The 16,518-nt window shown below is 70.7% G+C and carries 13 protein-coding genes and 1 pseudogene; 1 reads left to right on the top strand and 13 read right to left on the bottom strand.

The window, feature by feature from the left end; translation table 11 throughout:
• The 9 genes from G3573_RS12170 to mutM form a co-directional block, all read right to left on the bottom strand.
• The coding region (locus G3573_RS12170; protein WP_163261354.1) for an AAA family ATPase at positions 1-725 on the bottom strand (725 nt) is incomplete at its 3' end.
• Positions 726-805: 80 nt separating this feature from the next.
• A complete protein-coding gene (locus G3573_RS12165; protein WP_163261353.1) occupies positions 806-2,743 on the bottom strand; it encodes a S9 family peptidase in 1,938 nt (645 codons plus the stop codon).
• A gap of 63 nt (positions 2,744-2,806) precedes the next feature.
• Positions 2,807-3,565: a hypothetical protein gene (locus G3573_RS12160; RefSeq protein WP_163261352.1), complete on the bottom strand. Its 759-nt coding sequence runs from the start codon at positions 3,563-3,565 to the stop codon at positions 2,807-2,809.
• A 25-nt stretch (positions 3,566-3,590) separates the two neighbouring features.
• Complete coding sequence (gene dnaN / locus G3573_RS12155; protein ID WP_163261351.1) at positions 3,591-4,709, bottom strand: DNA polymerase III subunit beta; 1,119 nt, start codon at positions 4,707-4,709, stop codon at positions 3,591-3,593.
• 176 nt (positions 4,710-4,885) lie between these two features.
• A complete protein-coding gene (dnaA, locus tag G3573_RS12150; protein ID WP_163261350.1) occupies positions 4,886-6,313 on the bottom strand; it encodes a chromosomal replication initiator protein DnaA in 1,428 nt (475 codons plus the stop codon).
• 474 nt (positions 6,314-6,787) lie between these two features.
• Positions 6,788-7,060: a 30S ribosomal protein S20 gene (gene rpsT, locus G3573_RS12145; RefSeq protein ID WP_163261349.1), complete on the bottom strand. Its 273-nt coding sequence runs from the start codon at positions 7,058-7,060 to the stop codon at positions 6,788-6,790.
• Between the two features lie 121 nt (positions 7,061-7,181).
• Positions 7,182-7,964 (bottom strand): enoyl-CoA hydratase, encoded by a 783-nt coding sequence (locus G3573_RS12140; RefSeq protein ID WP_163261348.1) that lies wholly within the window; start codon positions 7,962-7,964, stop codon positions 7,182-7,184.
• A 56-nt stretch (positions 7,965-8,020) separates the two neighbouring features.
• Complete coding sequence (locus G3573_RS12135) at positions 8,021-8,899, bottom strand: TraB/GumN family protein (RefSeq protein ID WP_163261347.1); 879 nt, start codon at positions 8,897-8,899, stop codon at positions 8,021-8,023.
• Positions 8,900-8,909: 10 nt separating this feature from the next.
• Positions 8,910-9,761, bottom strand: coding sequence for a bifunctional DNA-formamidopyrimidine glycosylase/DNA-(apurinic or apyrimidinic site) lyase (mutM, locus tag G3573_RS12130; RefSeq protein WP_163261346.1), 852 nt, complete (start codon positions 9,759-9,761; stop codon positions 8,910-8,912).
• A gap of 167 nt (positions 9,762-9,928) precedes the next feature.
• Between mutM and G3573_RS12125 the strand changes: the two genes are divergently transcribed.
• Entirely contained in the window at positions 9,929-12,214 is a 2,286-nt protein-coding gene (locus tag G3573_RS12125; RefSeq protein WP_163261345.1) for an NADP-dependent malic enzyme, read from the top strand.
• 80 nt (positions 12,215-12,294) lie between these two features.
• On the opposite strand, the gene G3573_RS12120 is transcribed toward G3573_RS12125, so the two are convergent.
• The 4 genes and pseudogenes from G3573_RS12120 to G3573_RS12105 all read right to left on the bottom strand — a co-directional run.
• A complete protein-coding gene (locus G3573_RS12120; protein WP_163261344.1) occupies positions 12,295-14,034 on the bottom strand; it encodes an MFS transporter in 1,740 nt (579 codons plus the stop codon).
• A 38-nt stretch (positions 14,035-14,072) separates the two neighbouring features.
• Positions 14,073-15,605 carry a response regulator gene (locus tag G3573_RS12115; protein ID WP_163261343.1) on the bottom strand — a complete coding sequence of 511 codons (1,533 nt, stop codon included), beginning with the start codon at positions 15,603-15,605 and terminating at the stop codon, positions 14,073-14,075.
• A 96-nt stretch (positions 15,606-15,701) separates the two neighbouring features.
• Positions 15,702-16,151, bottom strand: coding sequence for a hypothetical protein (locus G3573_RS12110; protein WP_163261342.1), 450 nt, complete (start codon positions 16,149-16,151; stop codon positions 15,702-15,704).
• Positions 16,152-16,214: 63 nt separating this feature from the next.
• A pseudogene (locus G3573_RS12105) lies at positions 16,215-16,518 on the bottom strand (ATP-binding protein); the annotation flags it as partial.

The following is a 16,518-nucleotide window of genomic DNA, read 5'->3' as shown; positions in this document are numbered from 1 at the left end:
TCGTAGCTCGCGCCGGCCGCGGCGGCCTGCTCGAACGGACCGGACAGCGACAGCGCGGCCTGCGGGAACGGCCGGTCGGTGCGGGCGTCGATCTCGGCTTGCAGGGCGGCCAGGGTCGCCGCGCGGGCCGACGCCATGCGCGCGCCGGCCTCGCCCAGGCGGGCCTCCAGCGCGGTCAGCCAGGCCGGATCGGCCGGGCCGTCGACCAGCAAGCGGGTGCGTTCGCGAAGCGCCTTCTCGTAGGTCGCGACGGCGGCGGCGTGGCCCGCGTCGTCGGCGAACACCAGCCGGTCGTAGAACTTCAGCCGGTCCGAGCGCCCCTCCAGGAACAGCCGGTCCTGGGCCGGGGTCAGCCAGACCGGGCGGACCAGGTCCAGCAGCCGCCCCGGCGCGACCGTCTCGCCTTCCAGCCGCACGGTGCGGCGCGCCGCCGTCGGGGTCTCGACGCCAGTGCCCAGGCGGGAGGGCTCGCCGTCCAGCTCGACCTCGGCGGTGACGCTCCAGGCCCGGCCGGTGCGCTCGTCCGGCGCGCGGCGGCCGACCTCGACCACGGCGGCGTTGCGCAGGCCCCGCCCGGGGGTGAGGAAGCTGACCGCCTCGAGCAGGTTGGTCTTGCCCGCCCCGTTCGGCCCGAACAGGAACACGCTCGCCCCGCCGGGCGCGAGCTCGGCGCGGTCGTAGGACCGGAAGTCGGTCAGGGCGAGACGGGAGATCGAGGAGCGCATCGGAACGCGCCCTGCGTAGCACGGCAGGCGCTGCGCGCCAGCGCAGACTTCCCTTCTCCCCTTGCGGGAGAAGGGCGCCCTTACTTGGCGCCCAACCCCAGCACCTTCTGCAGGAACAGCGCCTCGGCCTCGCGGCGGCGGTCGTTGTTGGCCTTCTTCAGGAAGCCGTGGCCCTCGTCCTTGAACACCACGTACCAGGTGTCCACGCCGTTGGCGCGCAGCTCGCGGACCACCTGGTCGGACTCCGACTGCGGCACGCGCGGGTCGTTGGAGCCCTGCATGACCAGCATCGGCTTGGTGATCTTCGCGACGTTCTTCAGCGGCGAGATCTTCTCGAACACCGCGCGCATCTTGGCGTCGCGCTCGTCGCCGTACTCCACCCGGCGCAGGTCGCGGCGGTAGGCCTCGGTGTTCTCCAGGAAGGAGACGAAGTTGGAGATGCCGTAGCGCTCCACGCCGCCGGCCAGGCGGTCGGAATAGTGGGTCATCACCGCCAGGCTCATATAGCCGCCGTAGGACTGGCCGTAGACCACCACCCGCTCCGGATCGAGGTCGGGCTGGGTTTTGACCCAGTCCAGCAGGGCGCCGATGTCCTTGACCGAGTCCTCGCGCTTCTCGGCGTTGTCGAGGCTGAGGTAGGTCTTGCCGTAGCCGTCCGAGCCGCGGACGTTGGGCTGGATCACCGCCACGCCCAGCTCGCCGGCGAAATACTGGGCGCCGGCGTTGAAGCCCGGGCGGGTCTGGCTTTCCGGGCCGCCGTGGATGTCGATGATCACCGGCAGCTTACCGGTCGCGCCCTTGGGCTTGTAGACGAAGGCCGGCACCGACAGGCCGTCGAACGACTTGAAGCGCGCCAGCTGCGGCTCGACCAGTCGGGCGGCGTCCAGGCCGCCCAGCTCCGAGTTGGTCCAGCGGTCCAGCCGGGCGGCCGCCACGTCCCACGACCAGACGTCGCCGTAGGTCGAGGGCGTCGACAGGCCGATGGCCAGCTTGCCGCCGTCCGGCGAGAACTCGAGCCCGCCGATCACGCCGGTCGGCAGTTGCGGCTGGGCCAGGGCGCGGCCGGTGCGCAGGTCGAGGATCGACACCTTCGAATAGCCGTCCTCGTTCACGGCGTAGGCCAGCAGGCCCCCGTCCTCGGACAGGTCGAAGCTCTCCACGCCCCACTTCAGGTCGGGCGTCAGCACGGTCTCCTTGGCCGTCGCGAGATCCAGCCGCACCAGCCGCTTCACGTCCGAGCCGCGGTCGGACAGCATCAGCACGCTCTTGCCGTCCGGCGTGAAGACGCCGCCCTCCCAGGCGATCTTGTCCTTGGAGGCGGCCAGCTCCTTCGCCACGCCGGTGCTCAGGTCCAGCAGGTAGCGCTTGGACTCCGCGGCCGAGAAGTAGCGGCCCAGCAGCACCGTCCTGCCGTCCGGCGAGACGTCCAGCGGCTGCACCTGGCCTTCGCCCTTGAACAGCACCCGCGGCGCGGCCGGCGCGGCGAGGTCGACGGCGACGATGTCGGAATTGGCCGAGCCCTTCACCTGGCGCGACCAGATCGCGGTCCTGTGGTCGGGCGAGAACACCAGGCCCTGGTTGCGCGTGCCGGCCTCGGTCAGGGCGACGTCGCGGCCGTCCAGGCCCGCCAGGTGCAGCTGGAACCACTCGTCGCCGCCCTTGTCCTTGGTGAAGACGAAGCGGTCGGAGCCCGGCACGGTCTGCGCGCCGGCGACCGGCTCGTCGAAGAAGGTCAGCTGGGTGCGGTCCGCGCCCGGCGTGACCACCCGGTGCAGCTGGTTGGTCGAGCCGAAACGGGTGGTGACCAGCATGGAGCCGTCCGGCAGCCAGTCCTGGAAGGAGGCGCCGCGGGCGTTCTGATAACGGCGCAGGCCTTCGCGCACCTCGGCCGGCGCGTCCGGGACGTTCTCCAGGATCTGATTGCCCACCTCGCGGCGCTGGACCGCGGCCGGCTCGGCGCTGGCGGCCCCGGCGAGGCAGAACAGAAGAACGGCGACGGACGCGGCTGTACGGCGCATGAAGGCGACCCCCGAATTGATTGGGCGCCAGCTAAGCACAGCCCGGCCAGGGCTCAAATCCATTCACGCCGAAAGCCGGGTCCGCGCCTCCTGCAACCGGGCGGCGGCTTCCGCCTGTCCGGCCTCGTTGGAGCGGATCGCCGCCCATCCATCCCGTGGGTCAAGCGACCCATCGCGTTCGAGGGCCGGCGCCAGGGCCTCGTGGCGCTCGACGGCGCGGGCGTTGATCTTGACGGCTTCCTCGAGGGCGCCGTGCCGCAGCGCCAGCCACCCCAGCGGGTGCAACAGGCCGAGATCGTCAGGCGCGATCCGCTCGCCCTTGCGGTAGAGGTCGAGCGCCATGGCCTCGTCCTCGATCAGGGCCAGCACCGCAGCCTGGGCGTAGAGCGAGGCGACATCCCGAGCGCCGAGCCTCCCGGAAACCTTGGCCGCCAGCTTCGCGAGCCGACGGGCCCCCGCTCGGGCGCGGCCCTTGAGCGCCAGGTCCAACGCCCGGCCGGTGACCGGATGGAGATCCAGCGGCCGGTACGCCGCACGCAGGGCGCTCGCGACGTGGGAGTCCACGTCCAGCCCCAGCCGCCGCAGCGCCGCGTCGAGCGGCGCGTTCACGCGCTGAACGGCGGCGATGAAGCGGCGCGACTCCGCCCCGGTCATCGCCCGCCCGCGTCGGGCGACAAACTGGTGCGGCTTACGTTCCGGCCAGTGCGCCCAAATGGTCCAGATCAGACCGACGGCCAGGAGCGCCGGTCCCCAGCGGTGGGGAGGCAGCCAAGGGACGACCTCCCCCAGCACCGGTTCGGCGATCTGCGGGAGTTCGATCATCCAGCTCAGCCCCCCGGCCCTTGGATCAGACCCGCAGCGGCATCAGCACGTACTGGACGCCCTGATCGACCGGGTCGATCACCAGCGTCGGCGAGGCCGGGTCGGCGAAGCGCAGCTCGGCGTTCTCGCCGGTGATCTGGCCGGCCACGTCCAGCAGGTAGCGGGCGTTGAAGCCGATCTCGAACGGCTCGTGGTCGTAGTCCATCTCGACTTCTTCCACGGCCTGGCCGGCTTCCATGTTGCGCACGGTCAGCACGACCTTGCCGGGCTCGACCGCCAGCTTCACCGAGCGCGACTTCTCGGCCGAGATGGTCGCCACCCGGTCCACCGCCTTGGCGAACAGGACGTTGTCGACGATGGCGATCTTCTCGTTGTTCTGCGGAATGACGCGCATGTAGTCGGGGAAGGAGCCGTCGATGACCTTGGAGGTCAGGGCGGCGCGGCCGAACTCGAAGCGCACCTTGGCCTGCGACACCTGGATCTCGACCGGGCCCGAGCCGTCGTCGAGCAGGCGGCGGACCTGGTCCACGGTCTTGCGCGGGATGATCACGCCGGGGCCGCCGACCGCGCCTTCCGGCGCCGGCATTTCGGCCAGGGCCAGGCGGTGGCCGTCGGTGGCCACGGCGCGCAGCTTCGGCTGGCCGTTCTCGACCACCGTGTGGAGGTAGAGGCCGTTCAGGTAGTAGCGGGTCTCTTCGGTGGAGACGGCGAAGCGGGTCTTGTCGATCAGCCGGGCCAGGTCTTCCTTCAGGATGGTGTAGCGCACGCCGGCGCTTTCCGAGGACATGACCGGGAAGTCGCCCGCCGGCAGGACCGGCAGGTTGAAGCGCGAGCGGCCGGCCGAGATGGTCAGGCGCGGGTCGTCGCCGGTGAAGCTGAGCTGGACGTCGGCGCCGTCCGGCAGCTTGCGCACGATCTCGTACAGGGTGTGCGCCGGCGCGGTGATCTGGCCCTCGGCGTCGACCATGGCGTCGGCTTCGTCGAGGATCTCCATGTCGAGATCGGTGGCGGCGAAGGACACGCCGTTGCGGCCGGCCTGCAGCAGGACGTTGGACAGGATCGGAATGGTGTTGCGACGCTCCACCACGTTCTGGACGTGACCGAGGGCCTTCAGGAGCGCCGCGCGCTCGATCGTCAACTGCATCTCGACTTGCCCCAGGGCCGCCCCCCGAATCCGGCGGCCGAAAAAGAAAGGGCTGCGATTAGTAGCCAAAATGTCGCCGCAGGGAAGCCCCGGCCCGGCGGATTCCCCTTGGCGACGAAACGAAAAAGGGCCGGAGCGTCGCCGCTCCGGCCCGTTGTCTTGCGGTGCGCCCGGTGTCAGCCGCGCAGCTTGCGCGACAGGGTCTCGACGTCGCGCGCGATCTGCTCGTCCTTGCCCATCAGCTCCTCGATCTTCTTCACCGCGTGCAGGACCGTGGTGTGGTCCCGACCGCCGAAGCGCCGGCCGATGTCCGGGTAGGAGCGGGTGGTGTGCTGCTTGCACAGATACATGGCCACCTGGCGCGGGCGGGCGACCGCGCGGGTGCGGCGCTCCGACAGCAGGTCGGCCTGCTTCAGGCCGAAGTGCTCGGCCGTGGTCTTCTGGATCTCGTCGACGGTGATCCGACGCTCGACGCCGCCGCGCAGGTTCGGCTGCAGGAGGCCCTGGGCCTCCTCGACCGTCAGGCGCGACAGGCGCGAGCCGGCGCCGGCGGCCAGGGTGTTTATCGCCCCTTCCAACTCGCGGATCGAGCCCGGCACGCGGTCGGCCAGGAACTCGACCACGTCAGCGCGGGCCGGCAGGTCGACGATCTGGCGACCGGCCAGGGCCTCGAACTTGCGCTCGACCACGCCCAGGCGCAGCGGCTTGTCGGCCGGCTCTATGGCGCAGACCAGGCCGGCGCCCAGGTGCGAGCGCAGGCGCGGCTCGACCTCGACCATGGCCGACGGCGGACGGTCGCCCGACAGCACGACGCGGCGGCCGTCTTCGACCAGCGCGGTCAGGGTGTGGAACAGCTCCTCCTGCGAGGAGGGCTTGCCGCCGATGAAGTGCACGTCGTCGATCAGCAGCAGGTCGGCCCCGCGCAGCTCTTCCTTGAAGGCGGCGGTGGCGCGGTCCATCACCGCCTTGACGAAGGTCGACAGGAAGCGCTCGGCGGTCAGGTAGATGACCTTGGCGTCCGGGCGCAGGCGCTGGGCCTCCCAGGCGATGGCGTTCAGCAGGTGGGTTTTGCCGTAGCCGTACGGGCCGTGGAAGAAGACCGGGTTGAAGTGGCCGTCGACCCAGGTCGCCACCTGGCGCGCCATGGCGTGGGCGAAGTCGTTGCCCCGGCCCGGCACGAAGGTGTCGAAGGTCAGCCGTTCCTGCAGACCGGCGGCGCGCACGGCGCGCGGACCGTCGGTGATCGGGATCACGGTGGCCGACTGGGCCGGCTTCGGAGCTTCGACCGGCGCGGCCGGAGCGGCGCCGGCGGCCGGAGCGGTTTCCGCCTCGAACTCGACGCGCGACTTCACGTCCAGCTGACGGCCGTCCGGATCATGCTGACGCCACAGCTCCGCCACGCGACGCAGCGCGTTACGACGAACCCAATCACGCGCATAGGCGGTGGGGGTCACAAGGCAAACGGCGCCCGCATACCCCTCACGCACCGCCGACGGCGCCACGTAGGAGTTGAACGCGCCTTCGCCGAGCTCGCCCCGGAGGGCGGCGGCGACCTTCGTCCACACCGTTTCAGCAGGCGTCACCGCCTCAAGCCTCACAGCCATAACCAGCCCGACCCCCGACCAAGGCTCGACCGTCGACAGGACGCATTGCGCCCTGCCTGAAAATCGAACCAAAACAATATGTTCTTATTTGCGGAACGCCCCGGTCCGCCGGTCATTCATCCGTGACGGGATGAATGCCTTGTTGGGTTTTAAAGTAGCCAGCGAGCCCGGGGGGTCAACGAAGATTCTTGCCGCATACGGCTGATAATTTCGTTGACTCGGATAAGTCCCTCGCCCGTCAGGAGAAACCGAATTTTCACGAACATGTTCAATGAACATGATTATTTACGAGTTCTTGAAGACACGAAAAAAGGCCGAACGAGACGCGCTCGTTCGACCTCGAAATACCTGTAAATACAGATTTTCTACGGAAAGACTCGGCTGAACGACGCCGCGCCCAGATCCGGGCGCGGGCTTCCAGCGCGGCTTCACCGAATTTTCAGACGCAGGCGACCCGGAACGGGTCGCCCGTCATCAGGCGGCGGTGGCCAGCTTCTTCAGGCGAGCGGCCAGGCGCGACACCTTGCGCGAGCCGGTGTTCTGGTGAACCACGCCCTTGGACACGGCGCGCATCAGTTCCGACTGGGCTTCGACGAAGGCGGTGGTGGCCACCTTCACGTCGCCGGCGGCGATCGCTTCTTCGAACTTGCGCAGGTAGGTGCGGACGCGCGAACGGCGCGCCTTGTTCACTTCCGTGCGGCGTTCGATCTTGCGGATCGCCTTCTTGGCGCCGGGGTTGTTGGCCATCGTCAAACCTCAAACGGGCACGCGCCACGACAACGTCCGGCGCGGCGCGGGAAATTCAGGAGGCGCGGATATAGCAGGGGCGGAGCGAGAGTCAACGCGCCTCTGGCCGCCGCCCCTCCGATCAGCGCCCCTTGAAGGCGGGCTTCCGCTTCTCGACGAAGGCGGCCATGCCCTCCTTCTGGTCCTCGAAGGCGAACAGGGAGTGGAACAGCCGCCGCTCGAACTGGACGCCCTGGGCCAGGGTGGTCTCCAGCGCGGCGTTGACCATTTCCTTGTTCATCATCAGCGCCAGGGTCGACTGGGAGGCGATCTTGGCGGCGACGGCCTTGGCCTCGGTCATCAGGTCGGCCAGCGGCACGACCCGGCTGGCCAGGCCCGCGCGCTCGGCCTCGGCGGCGTCCATCATCCGGGCGGTCAGGATCATGTCCATGGCCTTGGACTTGCCGACCAGGCGGGTCAGGCGCTGGCTGCCGCCGATGCCCGGCGCGACGCCCAGGTTGATCTCCGGCTGGCCGAACCTGGCGTTGTCGGCGGCGATGATGAAGTCGCACAGCATGGCCAGTTCGCAGCCGCCGCCCAGCGCGTAGCCGGCGACCGCCGCGACGATCGGCTTGCGGAAGCGGGCGATGCGGTCGGACGCGTCGGCGAAGAAGTTCTCGGTGAACATCTCCGCATAGGACTTCGAGGACATCTCCTTGATGTCGGCCCCCGCCGCGAAGGCCTTCTCAGAGCCGGTCAGCAGCACGCAGCGCACGTCGGGGTCGGTCTCGAAGGCGTCGAGCGCCTGGCCCAGTTCGCCCAGCAGGGTGCTGTTCAGGGCGTTCAGCGCCTCGGGCCGGTTCAGGCGGACGACGACGTAGCCCTCTTCCTTCTCGACGATCAGGGTGGCGTAGCTGGCGGTCATGGCGGGCTCCCGCTGCAATGGGTCGCGGCCGTCGTAAGCGCGTTCGCGCGCGCCGATCAAGAGCAGCGGTCGGCGGGGCCCTCGACCTTCAGCCCGCGCGCCCGCAGCAGGGCCGGCAGGCCGTCCGGCCCGGCCAGGTGGCCGGCCCCGACCACCACGACCACGTCGCCGCCGCCGCGGGCGACCTCGGCCAGCTGGTCGGCCCAGCGCCGGTTCCGCTCCACGATCAGCCGCTGGTAGAGGGCCGGCGCGACCCGGCGCAGCGGGTCCAGCGCCTCACGCTTCACCGCGCAGACGTCGCCCGCCGCCCAGTCGCGGACCAGACGGTCGAACAGGCCCGGGTCGTCATCCATCTCCCGGAGGACGTACTCCAGCGAGGCCAGCTGGGCGTCGGCGGGCGCGCCGTCGAACATGGCGATCTGCTCGGAGGCGGTCTCGAAGGCGCGCCGGCGCACGCCGTCGGGCGCGGTCTTCTCCAGCACCGCCTCGACGCCGGCGTCCTGCATGGCCCCGTGGGCGCGGTGGAAGGCTACGGCCAGGGCGATCTCCGCCAGCCAGGGCTCCATGCGGTCCAGCTGCTCCAGCGGCACGTTCAGCGACTTGGCCAGCCGCGCCAGGCGCTCGCGTCCCTGCGGCGACAGCTCCGCGATCAGGCTCTGCCCGGCCGGCAGGGCGCCCAGCCGCGCGGCCTCGGCCGCGGCGGCGCCGTTCCACACGGGGGCGGGCGGGATCTCCGTCCAGATTTCGTCGGCGGAGGCCAGCGCCCGGTCCAGCCGGGCCGAGCGCCAGTCCAGGCCCGGCGGCAGCAGGTGCACCGAGCCGAACAGGGTGATCGTCCCGTCGGCGTCCTTGATCCGCCACATCGCCGGCTCGGCCTGCGCCGCGGGGCCGCAAGCGGCGACAAGGGCGGCGAGCAGGACGGCGGCGAACCTCACGGGAGCGGCCTCAGCGTTGGCACACGGGGCAATAGAAGGTTGAACGCCCGGCCTGCACGATCCGGCGCACCACGCCGCGACACCCTTGCGTGACGCAAGGCTCGTCCTCGCGCCCGTAGGCCCGGAAGCGGTGCTGGAAATAGCCGAGGTCGCCCTCGACGTTGGCGAAGTCGCGCAGGGTCGAGCCGCCGGCCTCGATCGCCTCGGCCAGCACTTCGCGCACGGCCACGGCCAGGCGCTCCAGCCGCTCCCGGCTGATCTTGCCGGCGGGCGTCAGCGGCGAGATGCGCGAGCGGTGCAGGGCCTCGCAGACGTAGATGTTGCCCAGGCCCGCCACGACCCGCTGGTCCAGCAGAGTGACCTTCACGTTTTGGGTCTTCCCGGCGAAGGCCTCGGCCAGCCAGGCGGCGCTGAAGGCGTTGCCCAGCGGCTCGGGGCCGAGGCCGCGGAACCAGGGGTCGTCCTCCAGCGCGGCGGTCGCGATCAGGCCCATGTAGCCGAACCGCCGGGCGTCGGCGTAGCCGATGCGCGCCCCCGCCCCGGTCTCGAACACCAGGTGCTCGTGCTTCTCGTCGGCCGGCGCGGCGTGGGCGAAAACGCCCGGCGTCACCGTCCCCACGGTGAAGCGGCCGGTCATCCCTAGGTGCGTGATCCAGGTCTCGCCGGTGTCCAGCTCGGCCAGCAGGTACTTGGCCCGGCGATGAAGCCCCAGCACCGTCGCCCCGGTCAGCCGCTCGACGAAGCGCTCCGGCAGGGGAAAGCGCAGGTCCGGCCGGCGCTGGACCACGCGGGTCAGGCGCGCGCCCTCCAGCGAAGGCTGCAGGCCGCGGCGGACGGTTTCGACTTCGGGTAGCTCGGGCATGGAAACCAGATAGGGGGTCCGAACGCTCCGGCGAAGCATCTTCTCGCCGCATTCGGGTGTCCTAAGGGCAGCTTTCCGACGACTCGTGACCCCGCAGGGGCGAGCGTTGTTGGCTCCTTAAGGCCCGCCCGGTAGGGTGCCGGCCGATTTTGACGTACGTAGCGCGAATGCCGATCGACAAGCGAACCTTCACGGACGAAGAAGCCCTGAACTTCCACCGCCTCCCGCAGCCCGGGAAGATCGCGGTGGCCCCGACCAAGCCCATGGCGACCCAGCGCGACCTGTCGCTGGCCTATTCGCCGGGCGTGGCCGTGCCGGTTCGGGCGATCGCCGCCGATCCGGACGCCGCCTACGACTATACGTCCAAGGGCAACATGGTCGCCGTCATCACCAACGGCACCGCCATTCTGGGCCTGGGCAACCTGGGCGCCATGGCGGCCAAGCCGGTGATGGAAGGCAAGTCGGTGCTGTTCAAGCGCTTCGCCGACATCGACTCCTTCGACATCGAAGTGGCCACCCAGGACCCCGACGAGTTCGTCACCGTGGTGAAGAACATCGGCGCGACCTTCGGGGGCATCAACCTCGAGGACGTGAAGAGCCCCGAGTGCTTCGTCATCGAGAGCCAGCTGCAGGACCTGCTGGACATCCCGGTGTTCCACGACGACCAGCACGGCACGGCGATCATCTCGTCGGCCGGCCTGATCAACGCCTGCGAGATCACCGGCCGCCGCCTTGAAGACGTGAAGCTGGTGCTGTGCGGCGCCGGCGCCGCGGGCCTGTCGTCCCTGGCCCTGATGAAGGCCATGGGCGTCCGCCCCGAGAACACCACGGTCGTGGACCTGCACGGCGTGGTCTATCGCGGCCGTTCCGAGGGCATGAACCAGTGGCTGGCGGTGCACGCCACCGACACCCCGCACCGCACCCTGGCCGAGGCCATGGTCGGCGCCGACGTGTTCATCGGCCTGTCGGCCAAGGGCGCCCTGACCAAGGAAATGGTCGCGACCATGGCCCCGCGGCCGGTCATCTTCGCCATGGCCAACCCCGATCCGGAGATCACCCCGGAAGAGGTCCGCGAGGTCCGCGACGACGCCATCGTGGCCACCGGCCGCTCGGACTATCCGAACCAGGTCAACAACGTCCTGGGCTTCCCCTACATCTTCCGCGGCGCGCTGGACGTGCGCGCCCGTCGCGTGAACCACGAGATGAAGATCGCCGCCGCCCGGGCCCTGGCCCAGCTGGCGCGCGAGGACGTGCCCGACGAGGTGGCCGCCGCCTACCAGGGCCGCAAGCTGAAGTTCGGGCCGGAATACATCATCCCGACCCCGTTCGACCCGCGGCTGATCTACTACATCCCGCCGTTCGTGGCCGAGGCCGCCGTGAAGACCGGCGTGGCCCGCAAGCCGATCGACGACATGGAGGCCTACAAGGCCCACCTGAAGCGTCGCCTCGATCCGTCGGCCGGCCTGATGCAGCAGATCACCGCCGCCGTGGTCTCCGCGCCGAACAAGCGCGTGGTGTTCGCCGAGGGCGAGGAGCCGTCGGTGATCCGCGCCGCCTACGCCCTGCGCACGCAAGGCCTGGGCACGCCGATCCTGGTCGGCCGCGAGGAGCTGATCCGCAAGAACAGCGAGGAAGCCGGCCTGCGCTTCGACGAGCTGGGCCTGGAGGTCATCAACGCCCGGCTGTCGCACCGCAACGCCGAGTACGTCGACTACCTGTACCGCCGGCTGCAGCGCGACGGTTACCTGCGCCGCGACGTCCAACGGTTGATCAACCTGGACCGCAACAGCTTCGCCGCCGCCATGGTCGCCTGCGGCCACGCCGACGCCATGGTCACCGGGGTCACCCGCAACTTCGACCAGGCGCTGGAAGACGTGCGCCGGGTGCTCGACCCCGTAGGCCGCCCGATCGGCCTGTCGATCGTGCTGGCCAAGGGCCGCACCCTGTTCATCGCCGACACCTCGATCACCGAGCTGCCCGACAGCGCCGACCTGGTCGAGATCGCCATGCAGGCGGCCCGCGCGGTACGTCAGATCGGCCACACTCCGCGCGTCGCCTTCATGTCCTACTCGACCTTCGGCAACCCGAAGGGGCCGCGCGGCGAGCGGGTGCACGAGGCGGTGCGCATGATGGACCGCCGCAAGGACGTCGACTTCGAGTACGAGGGCGACATGCCGCCGGACGTGGCGCTCGATCCGGAGCTGTGGGCCAACTACCCGTTCCAGCGCCTGACCGCGCCGGCCAACGTGCTGGTCATGCCGGCCATCCACTCGGCCTCGATCGCCACCCGTCTGGTGCAGGCGGTCGGCGGCGCGACCGTGATCGGCCCGGTGCTGATCGGCCTGGAGAGGTCGGTGCAGATCGTGCCGCTGTCGGCCTCGGTCAGCCAGATCCTGACCGCCGCCACCTTCGCCGCCTACGAGGAAGGCGCCGGCGCCCCGCCGGAAGCCTGAGCGCGGCGCGAGCCTGAAATGACAAAGGCGCGGCGGTCTGGGACCGCCGCGCCTTTTTCTTTGCGCCGATGGCCGGCGACTTACGCCGCCGCGGCCTGCGCCTCTCCGCGCTTTTCCTTCAGCACCGTCAGCCACAGGCACAGCAGGATGGCCGGCAGGCCGATCACGCCCGCGCCCACGAAGAAGATGGCGTAGGACTGCATCAGGGTGTGGCCGCTGGCCTGCAGGCCCTCGACCATCTGGCCGGAGAAGCCCTTCATGATCTTGCCCACGAAGGTGTAGGCCGAGCTCAGCAGGGCGTACTGGGTGGCGGTGTAGCCGATGCTGGTCAGGGTCGACATGTAGGTGACCAGCGCCACCCCGGCGATCGAGACGCCGAAGTTGTCGAACATCATCACGCCGGCGAACAGGGCCGGGTGCGCGCCGAAGATGGCCGGCAGGGCGAAGCCGGCGATGGCGAAGGCCTGGAAGAAGCCGCCGACGATCAGGCCGCGCAGATAGCCCAGCTTGGCGACCAGCAGGCCGCCCACCGCGATGCCCAGGATCGAGCCGGCCAGGCCGAAGCTGAGGCGCACGCCGCCGACCACGTCCTTGTCGAGGCCCAGGTCGCTGTAGAACGGCGTGGCCATCGGGCCCATCACGAACTCCGGCAGGCGGTAGAGCGTGATGAAGGCGAACATCAGCAGGGCCAGCCAGCCGTAGGTCTTGAAGAAGGCGACCAGCGGGCCCAGGCCCGGCTCGAAGGTCCGCCACAGCACCCCCCGCCACGGCATGGGCGCGGGCAGCTGGCCGAAGCGCTCGGCGCTCTTGGCCGAGCCCATCAGGCCGAGGTCGATCAGCCACCAGATCTGGCCGACGACGGGGACGAAGAACAGCGCCATCCACCAGCCGCTCTTGCCGCGGTCGTGGCAGCGGCGGATGCCGAACAGCACCAGCGGCACGATCAGCAGGGCGAGCGCGATCATCTGGCCCGCGTGGGCGGTCTCCAGCTTCAGGCCCAGGCCCTCGATGCCCCACTGGTCGACCAACAGCACGCGCAGCAGCCGCAGCAGCTCGATCATGCCGACCAGCACAAGGCCGGCGACGGCCAGGAAGGCGTTGTAGAGCCAGAACTCGCGGCGGCTGAGGCGCTTGGCGCCGGGCTCGACGGTCGGCCGGGCCGTGGCGTCCGGCTCGGGCGCGCGCAGCACGCCGAACACGCCCACGGCCATGAAGGCGGCCATGACGTAGTAGGAGATCGCCCAGCTGGTGTGGTTGGCGATGATCAGGATCAGGGCGTCGGAGACGATGATCGCGAACCGGTAGCCCAGCTGGTAGGCGCTGGACAGCATGCCCAGCTCCTCGCTGTTCTCGGCCGCCTCGATGCGCCAGGCGTCGACGACGATGTCCTGGGTGGCCGAGGCGAAGGCGACCACCACGGCGGCCATGGCCATGGGCCCCAGCCCCCCGCCCGGCGTGATGGTGGCCATGGCGATCAGGCCCGCGCCGACCATCAGCTGCGCGATCAGCATCCAGCCGCGCCGGCGGCCCAGCATCTTGCCGACGATGGGCGCGTCGAGGCGGTCGACGACCGGCGACCAGAGGAATTTCAGCGAATAGGCCAGGCCGACCCAGGACAGGAAGCCGATCGCCTTCAGCGACGTGCCTTCCTCGCGCAGCCAGTAGCCGAGCGTGCCGGCGGTGAGCAGGAAGGGCAGGCCCGAGGAGAAGCCCAGCGCCAGCATGACGGCCACCTTCGGCCGTCCCAGCGCGCGGAAGACGTCGCCCATCCCTGGCTTGCGCGGCTTGGCCGGCGCGGCCTCGGCGGTGATTTCGGTCATGGGACGCCCTTCGCCTTAGGCCGCCCCCGACGCGGCCTTTAAGACGCCAGCTTTACCCGCATGTCGCGGTTCGTCCAGCGGGCCAGGGCGTGGCGCAGGGTCGCCGGGTCGATCGGCTTGGTCAGGAAGTCGTTCATGCCGGCCTCGATGCAGGCCTTGCGGTCGGCCTCGAAGGCGTTGGCGGTGAGCGCCAGGATCGGCGCGACCTCGCCGCGGGCCCGAAGCGCCCGGGTCGCGGCCATGCCGTCCATGCCGGGCATGCGCACGTCCATCAGCACCAGGTCGAAGCGGGCGCGGGTCATGGCGTCCAGCACCTCGTGGCCGGTGCCGGCCAGCTCGACCGTACAGCCCTCGCGGCGCAGCACGGTCTGCACCAGCAGGGCGTTGACCGGATTGTCCTCGGCCAGCAGCACGCGCACGCCGGCGATGGTGGCGGGCGCCACGCGGTCGTCGTCCAGCGGGGCGAGACCGCCGGCGGAGGACACCTGGCCGCTCAGCGCCGCCTTCACCCGCACGGCCAGGGACGAGCGGCGCAGCGGCTTGATCAGGTAGCCGCAGTAGCCGGCGCCCCGGTACTTCTCGATCAGGTCGCGCTGCTCGGGACGCAGCAGGACGATGGCCTTGCGGTCGCGCGGCCTGGGGACTAGCGCGCCGGCCTCGACGGCCAGGGCGTGGTCGACCAGAACCACCGCGTCGGGGGCCGCGCTCACGGCCTCCATGGACGGGGCGGCCGCGATGGTCCCGCCGGCGGCCTCGACCTGCCGGCCGGCCGCCTCGCGCACCAGGGCCGAGGGCGAGGCGATGGCCACGGTCAGCCCCTCCAGCGGCGTCTCGCGCGGTTCGGTCGCCACCACTGGGAAGCTGGCCTCGAACCAGAATTCGGAGCCGCCGCCGGACGCCGCGGAGACGCCGACGGCGCCCTCCATGGCCTCGACCAGCCGCTTGACCACGGCCAGGCCGAGGCCCGCGCTGTCGTAGCGGCAAGCGTGCTGGGGCTGGGCGTGGCCGTATTCCTCGAACACCCGCTCGCGCGCCGCCTCGGGCACGCCGGGGCCGGTGTCGCGCACGGAAAAGCGCAGCTTGGCCTTCTTCGTCGCCTTGCCCGGCATCCGCTTGACCGAGATCAGCGCCCCGCCGGTCTCGGTGTACTTCACGGCGTTGCCGGCCAGGTTGAACAGGATCTGGCGCAGGCGGCCGTCGTCGGCCAGCACGTCGGGCACGTCGACGTCGACCGCCCAGGCCAGCTCCAGGCCCTTCTCGTGCGCGCGGGGCGACAGCAGTTCGGCCACGCTCTGGACCAGCCGCTCGACGTCGACCGGGGCGGCCTCCAGCTCCAGCCGGCCGGCCTCGATGCGGGCGAAGTCCAGCAGGTCGTTGACCAGGGAGAGCAGGTGGTCGGCGCTCTCGCGCGCCCCCGACAGGTAGGCCCGCTGGGCGCCGTCCATCTTGGTGCGGGCCAGGAGGCCCAGCATGCCGATCACGCCGTTCAGGGGCGTGCGGATCTCGTGGCTCATCAGACGAAGGAAGTCTTCCCGCGCCTTCAACCGCTCGGCGGCCGCCTCTTCGGACATGCTTTCCTCCCCCGCTCGTCGCCGGAGGCTGGCATGGTTCGCGTTAACGTCCCCTCAAGCGCGAAGCGGGTTCGCCGAACGGGCGAATCGGGCGGCTCACCCGGCGAGCGCGAAGCCGGCCCAAGCCGGGTCGGGGTCGTCGGCGCCGGGCTCGGCCGGACGACGCACCCGAGGCCTCGCCGAGCGGCTGCGGTCGCCGCGCCGGCGCGAGATCATACGCCGGGCCACCAGGACCGCGTGGTCGCGCAGGGCGCGGAACCGGGTGGTGGCGAAGACCGCGACGGCGACGAGGGCGACATCGACGAGGAGCGCGATGTCGAACATGGCGAACCAGGCGGTCAGTTCGGGCGCGATGAAGCTGAACAGACGCAGGCCGTCGCCCTCGAAGGCCAGGAACAGACCCAGGCCCAGGGCGACCATGGCCGCCGCCAGGACGAGGTGCCCGGTCGACAGGCGGGCCAGGCGACGCGCGAGAGCCTCGCCGGCTTCGGTCTGAGAAAACATCACCAGCGCGACCGCGATCGCGGCCAGCAGAAACAGCGACACAGGAGCCCCCTCGAACGACGCTGGTTCAGCAGGTGGGCGCCATAAGGCCCAGCTTCAAGCCGCTCACCCCGCCCCCGCCATCGCCCCCAGCGGCGCCTCCATGCCCGCGCGGCGGTAGATCAGCGCCTCGGCCACGTGGCGGCGCAGCACCGGGCCGCCGCCGTCGAGGTCGGCGATGGTGCGGGCCAGGCGCAGCGTGCGGGTCCAGCCCCGCGCGGTCAGGCCGCCGGCTTCGGCGGCCTTGGTCAGGAGCGCCTTGGCCGACGGATCCAGCGCGGCGGCCTTCTCCAGGTCGGCCTGGGAGGCGCGGGCGTTGATCGCGGCGTCCGGCGACAGGGCCAGCTCTTCGGCGCGCGCGGCCTGGGCC

Origin of the sequence: Caulobacter sp. 17J65-9 (genome assembly GCF_010975005.1) — a bacterium.
Taxonomy (GTDB): Bacteria; Pseudomonadota; Alphaproteobacteria; order Caulobacterales; family Caulobacteraceae; genus 17J80-11.
This window is presented reverse-complemented; position numbering and strand designations above follow the sequence as displayed.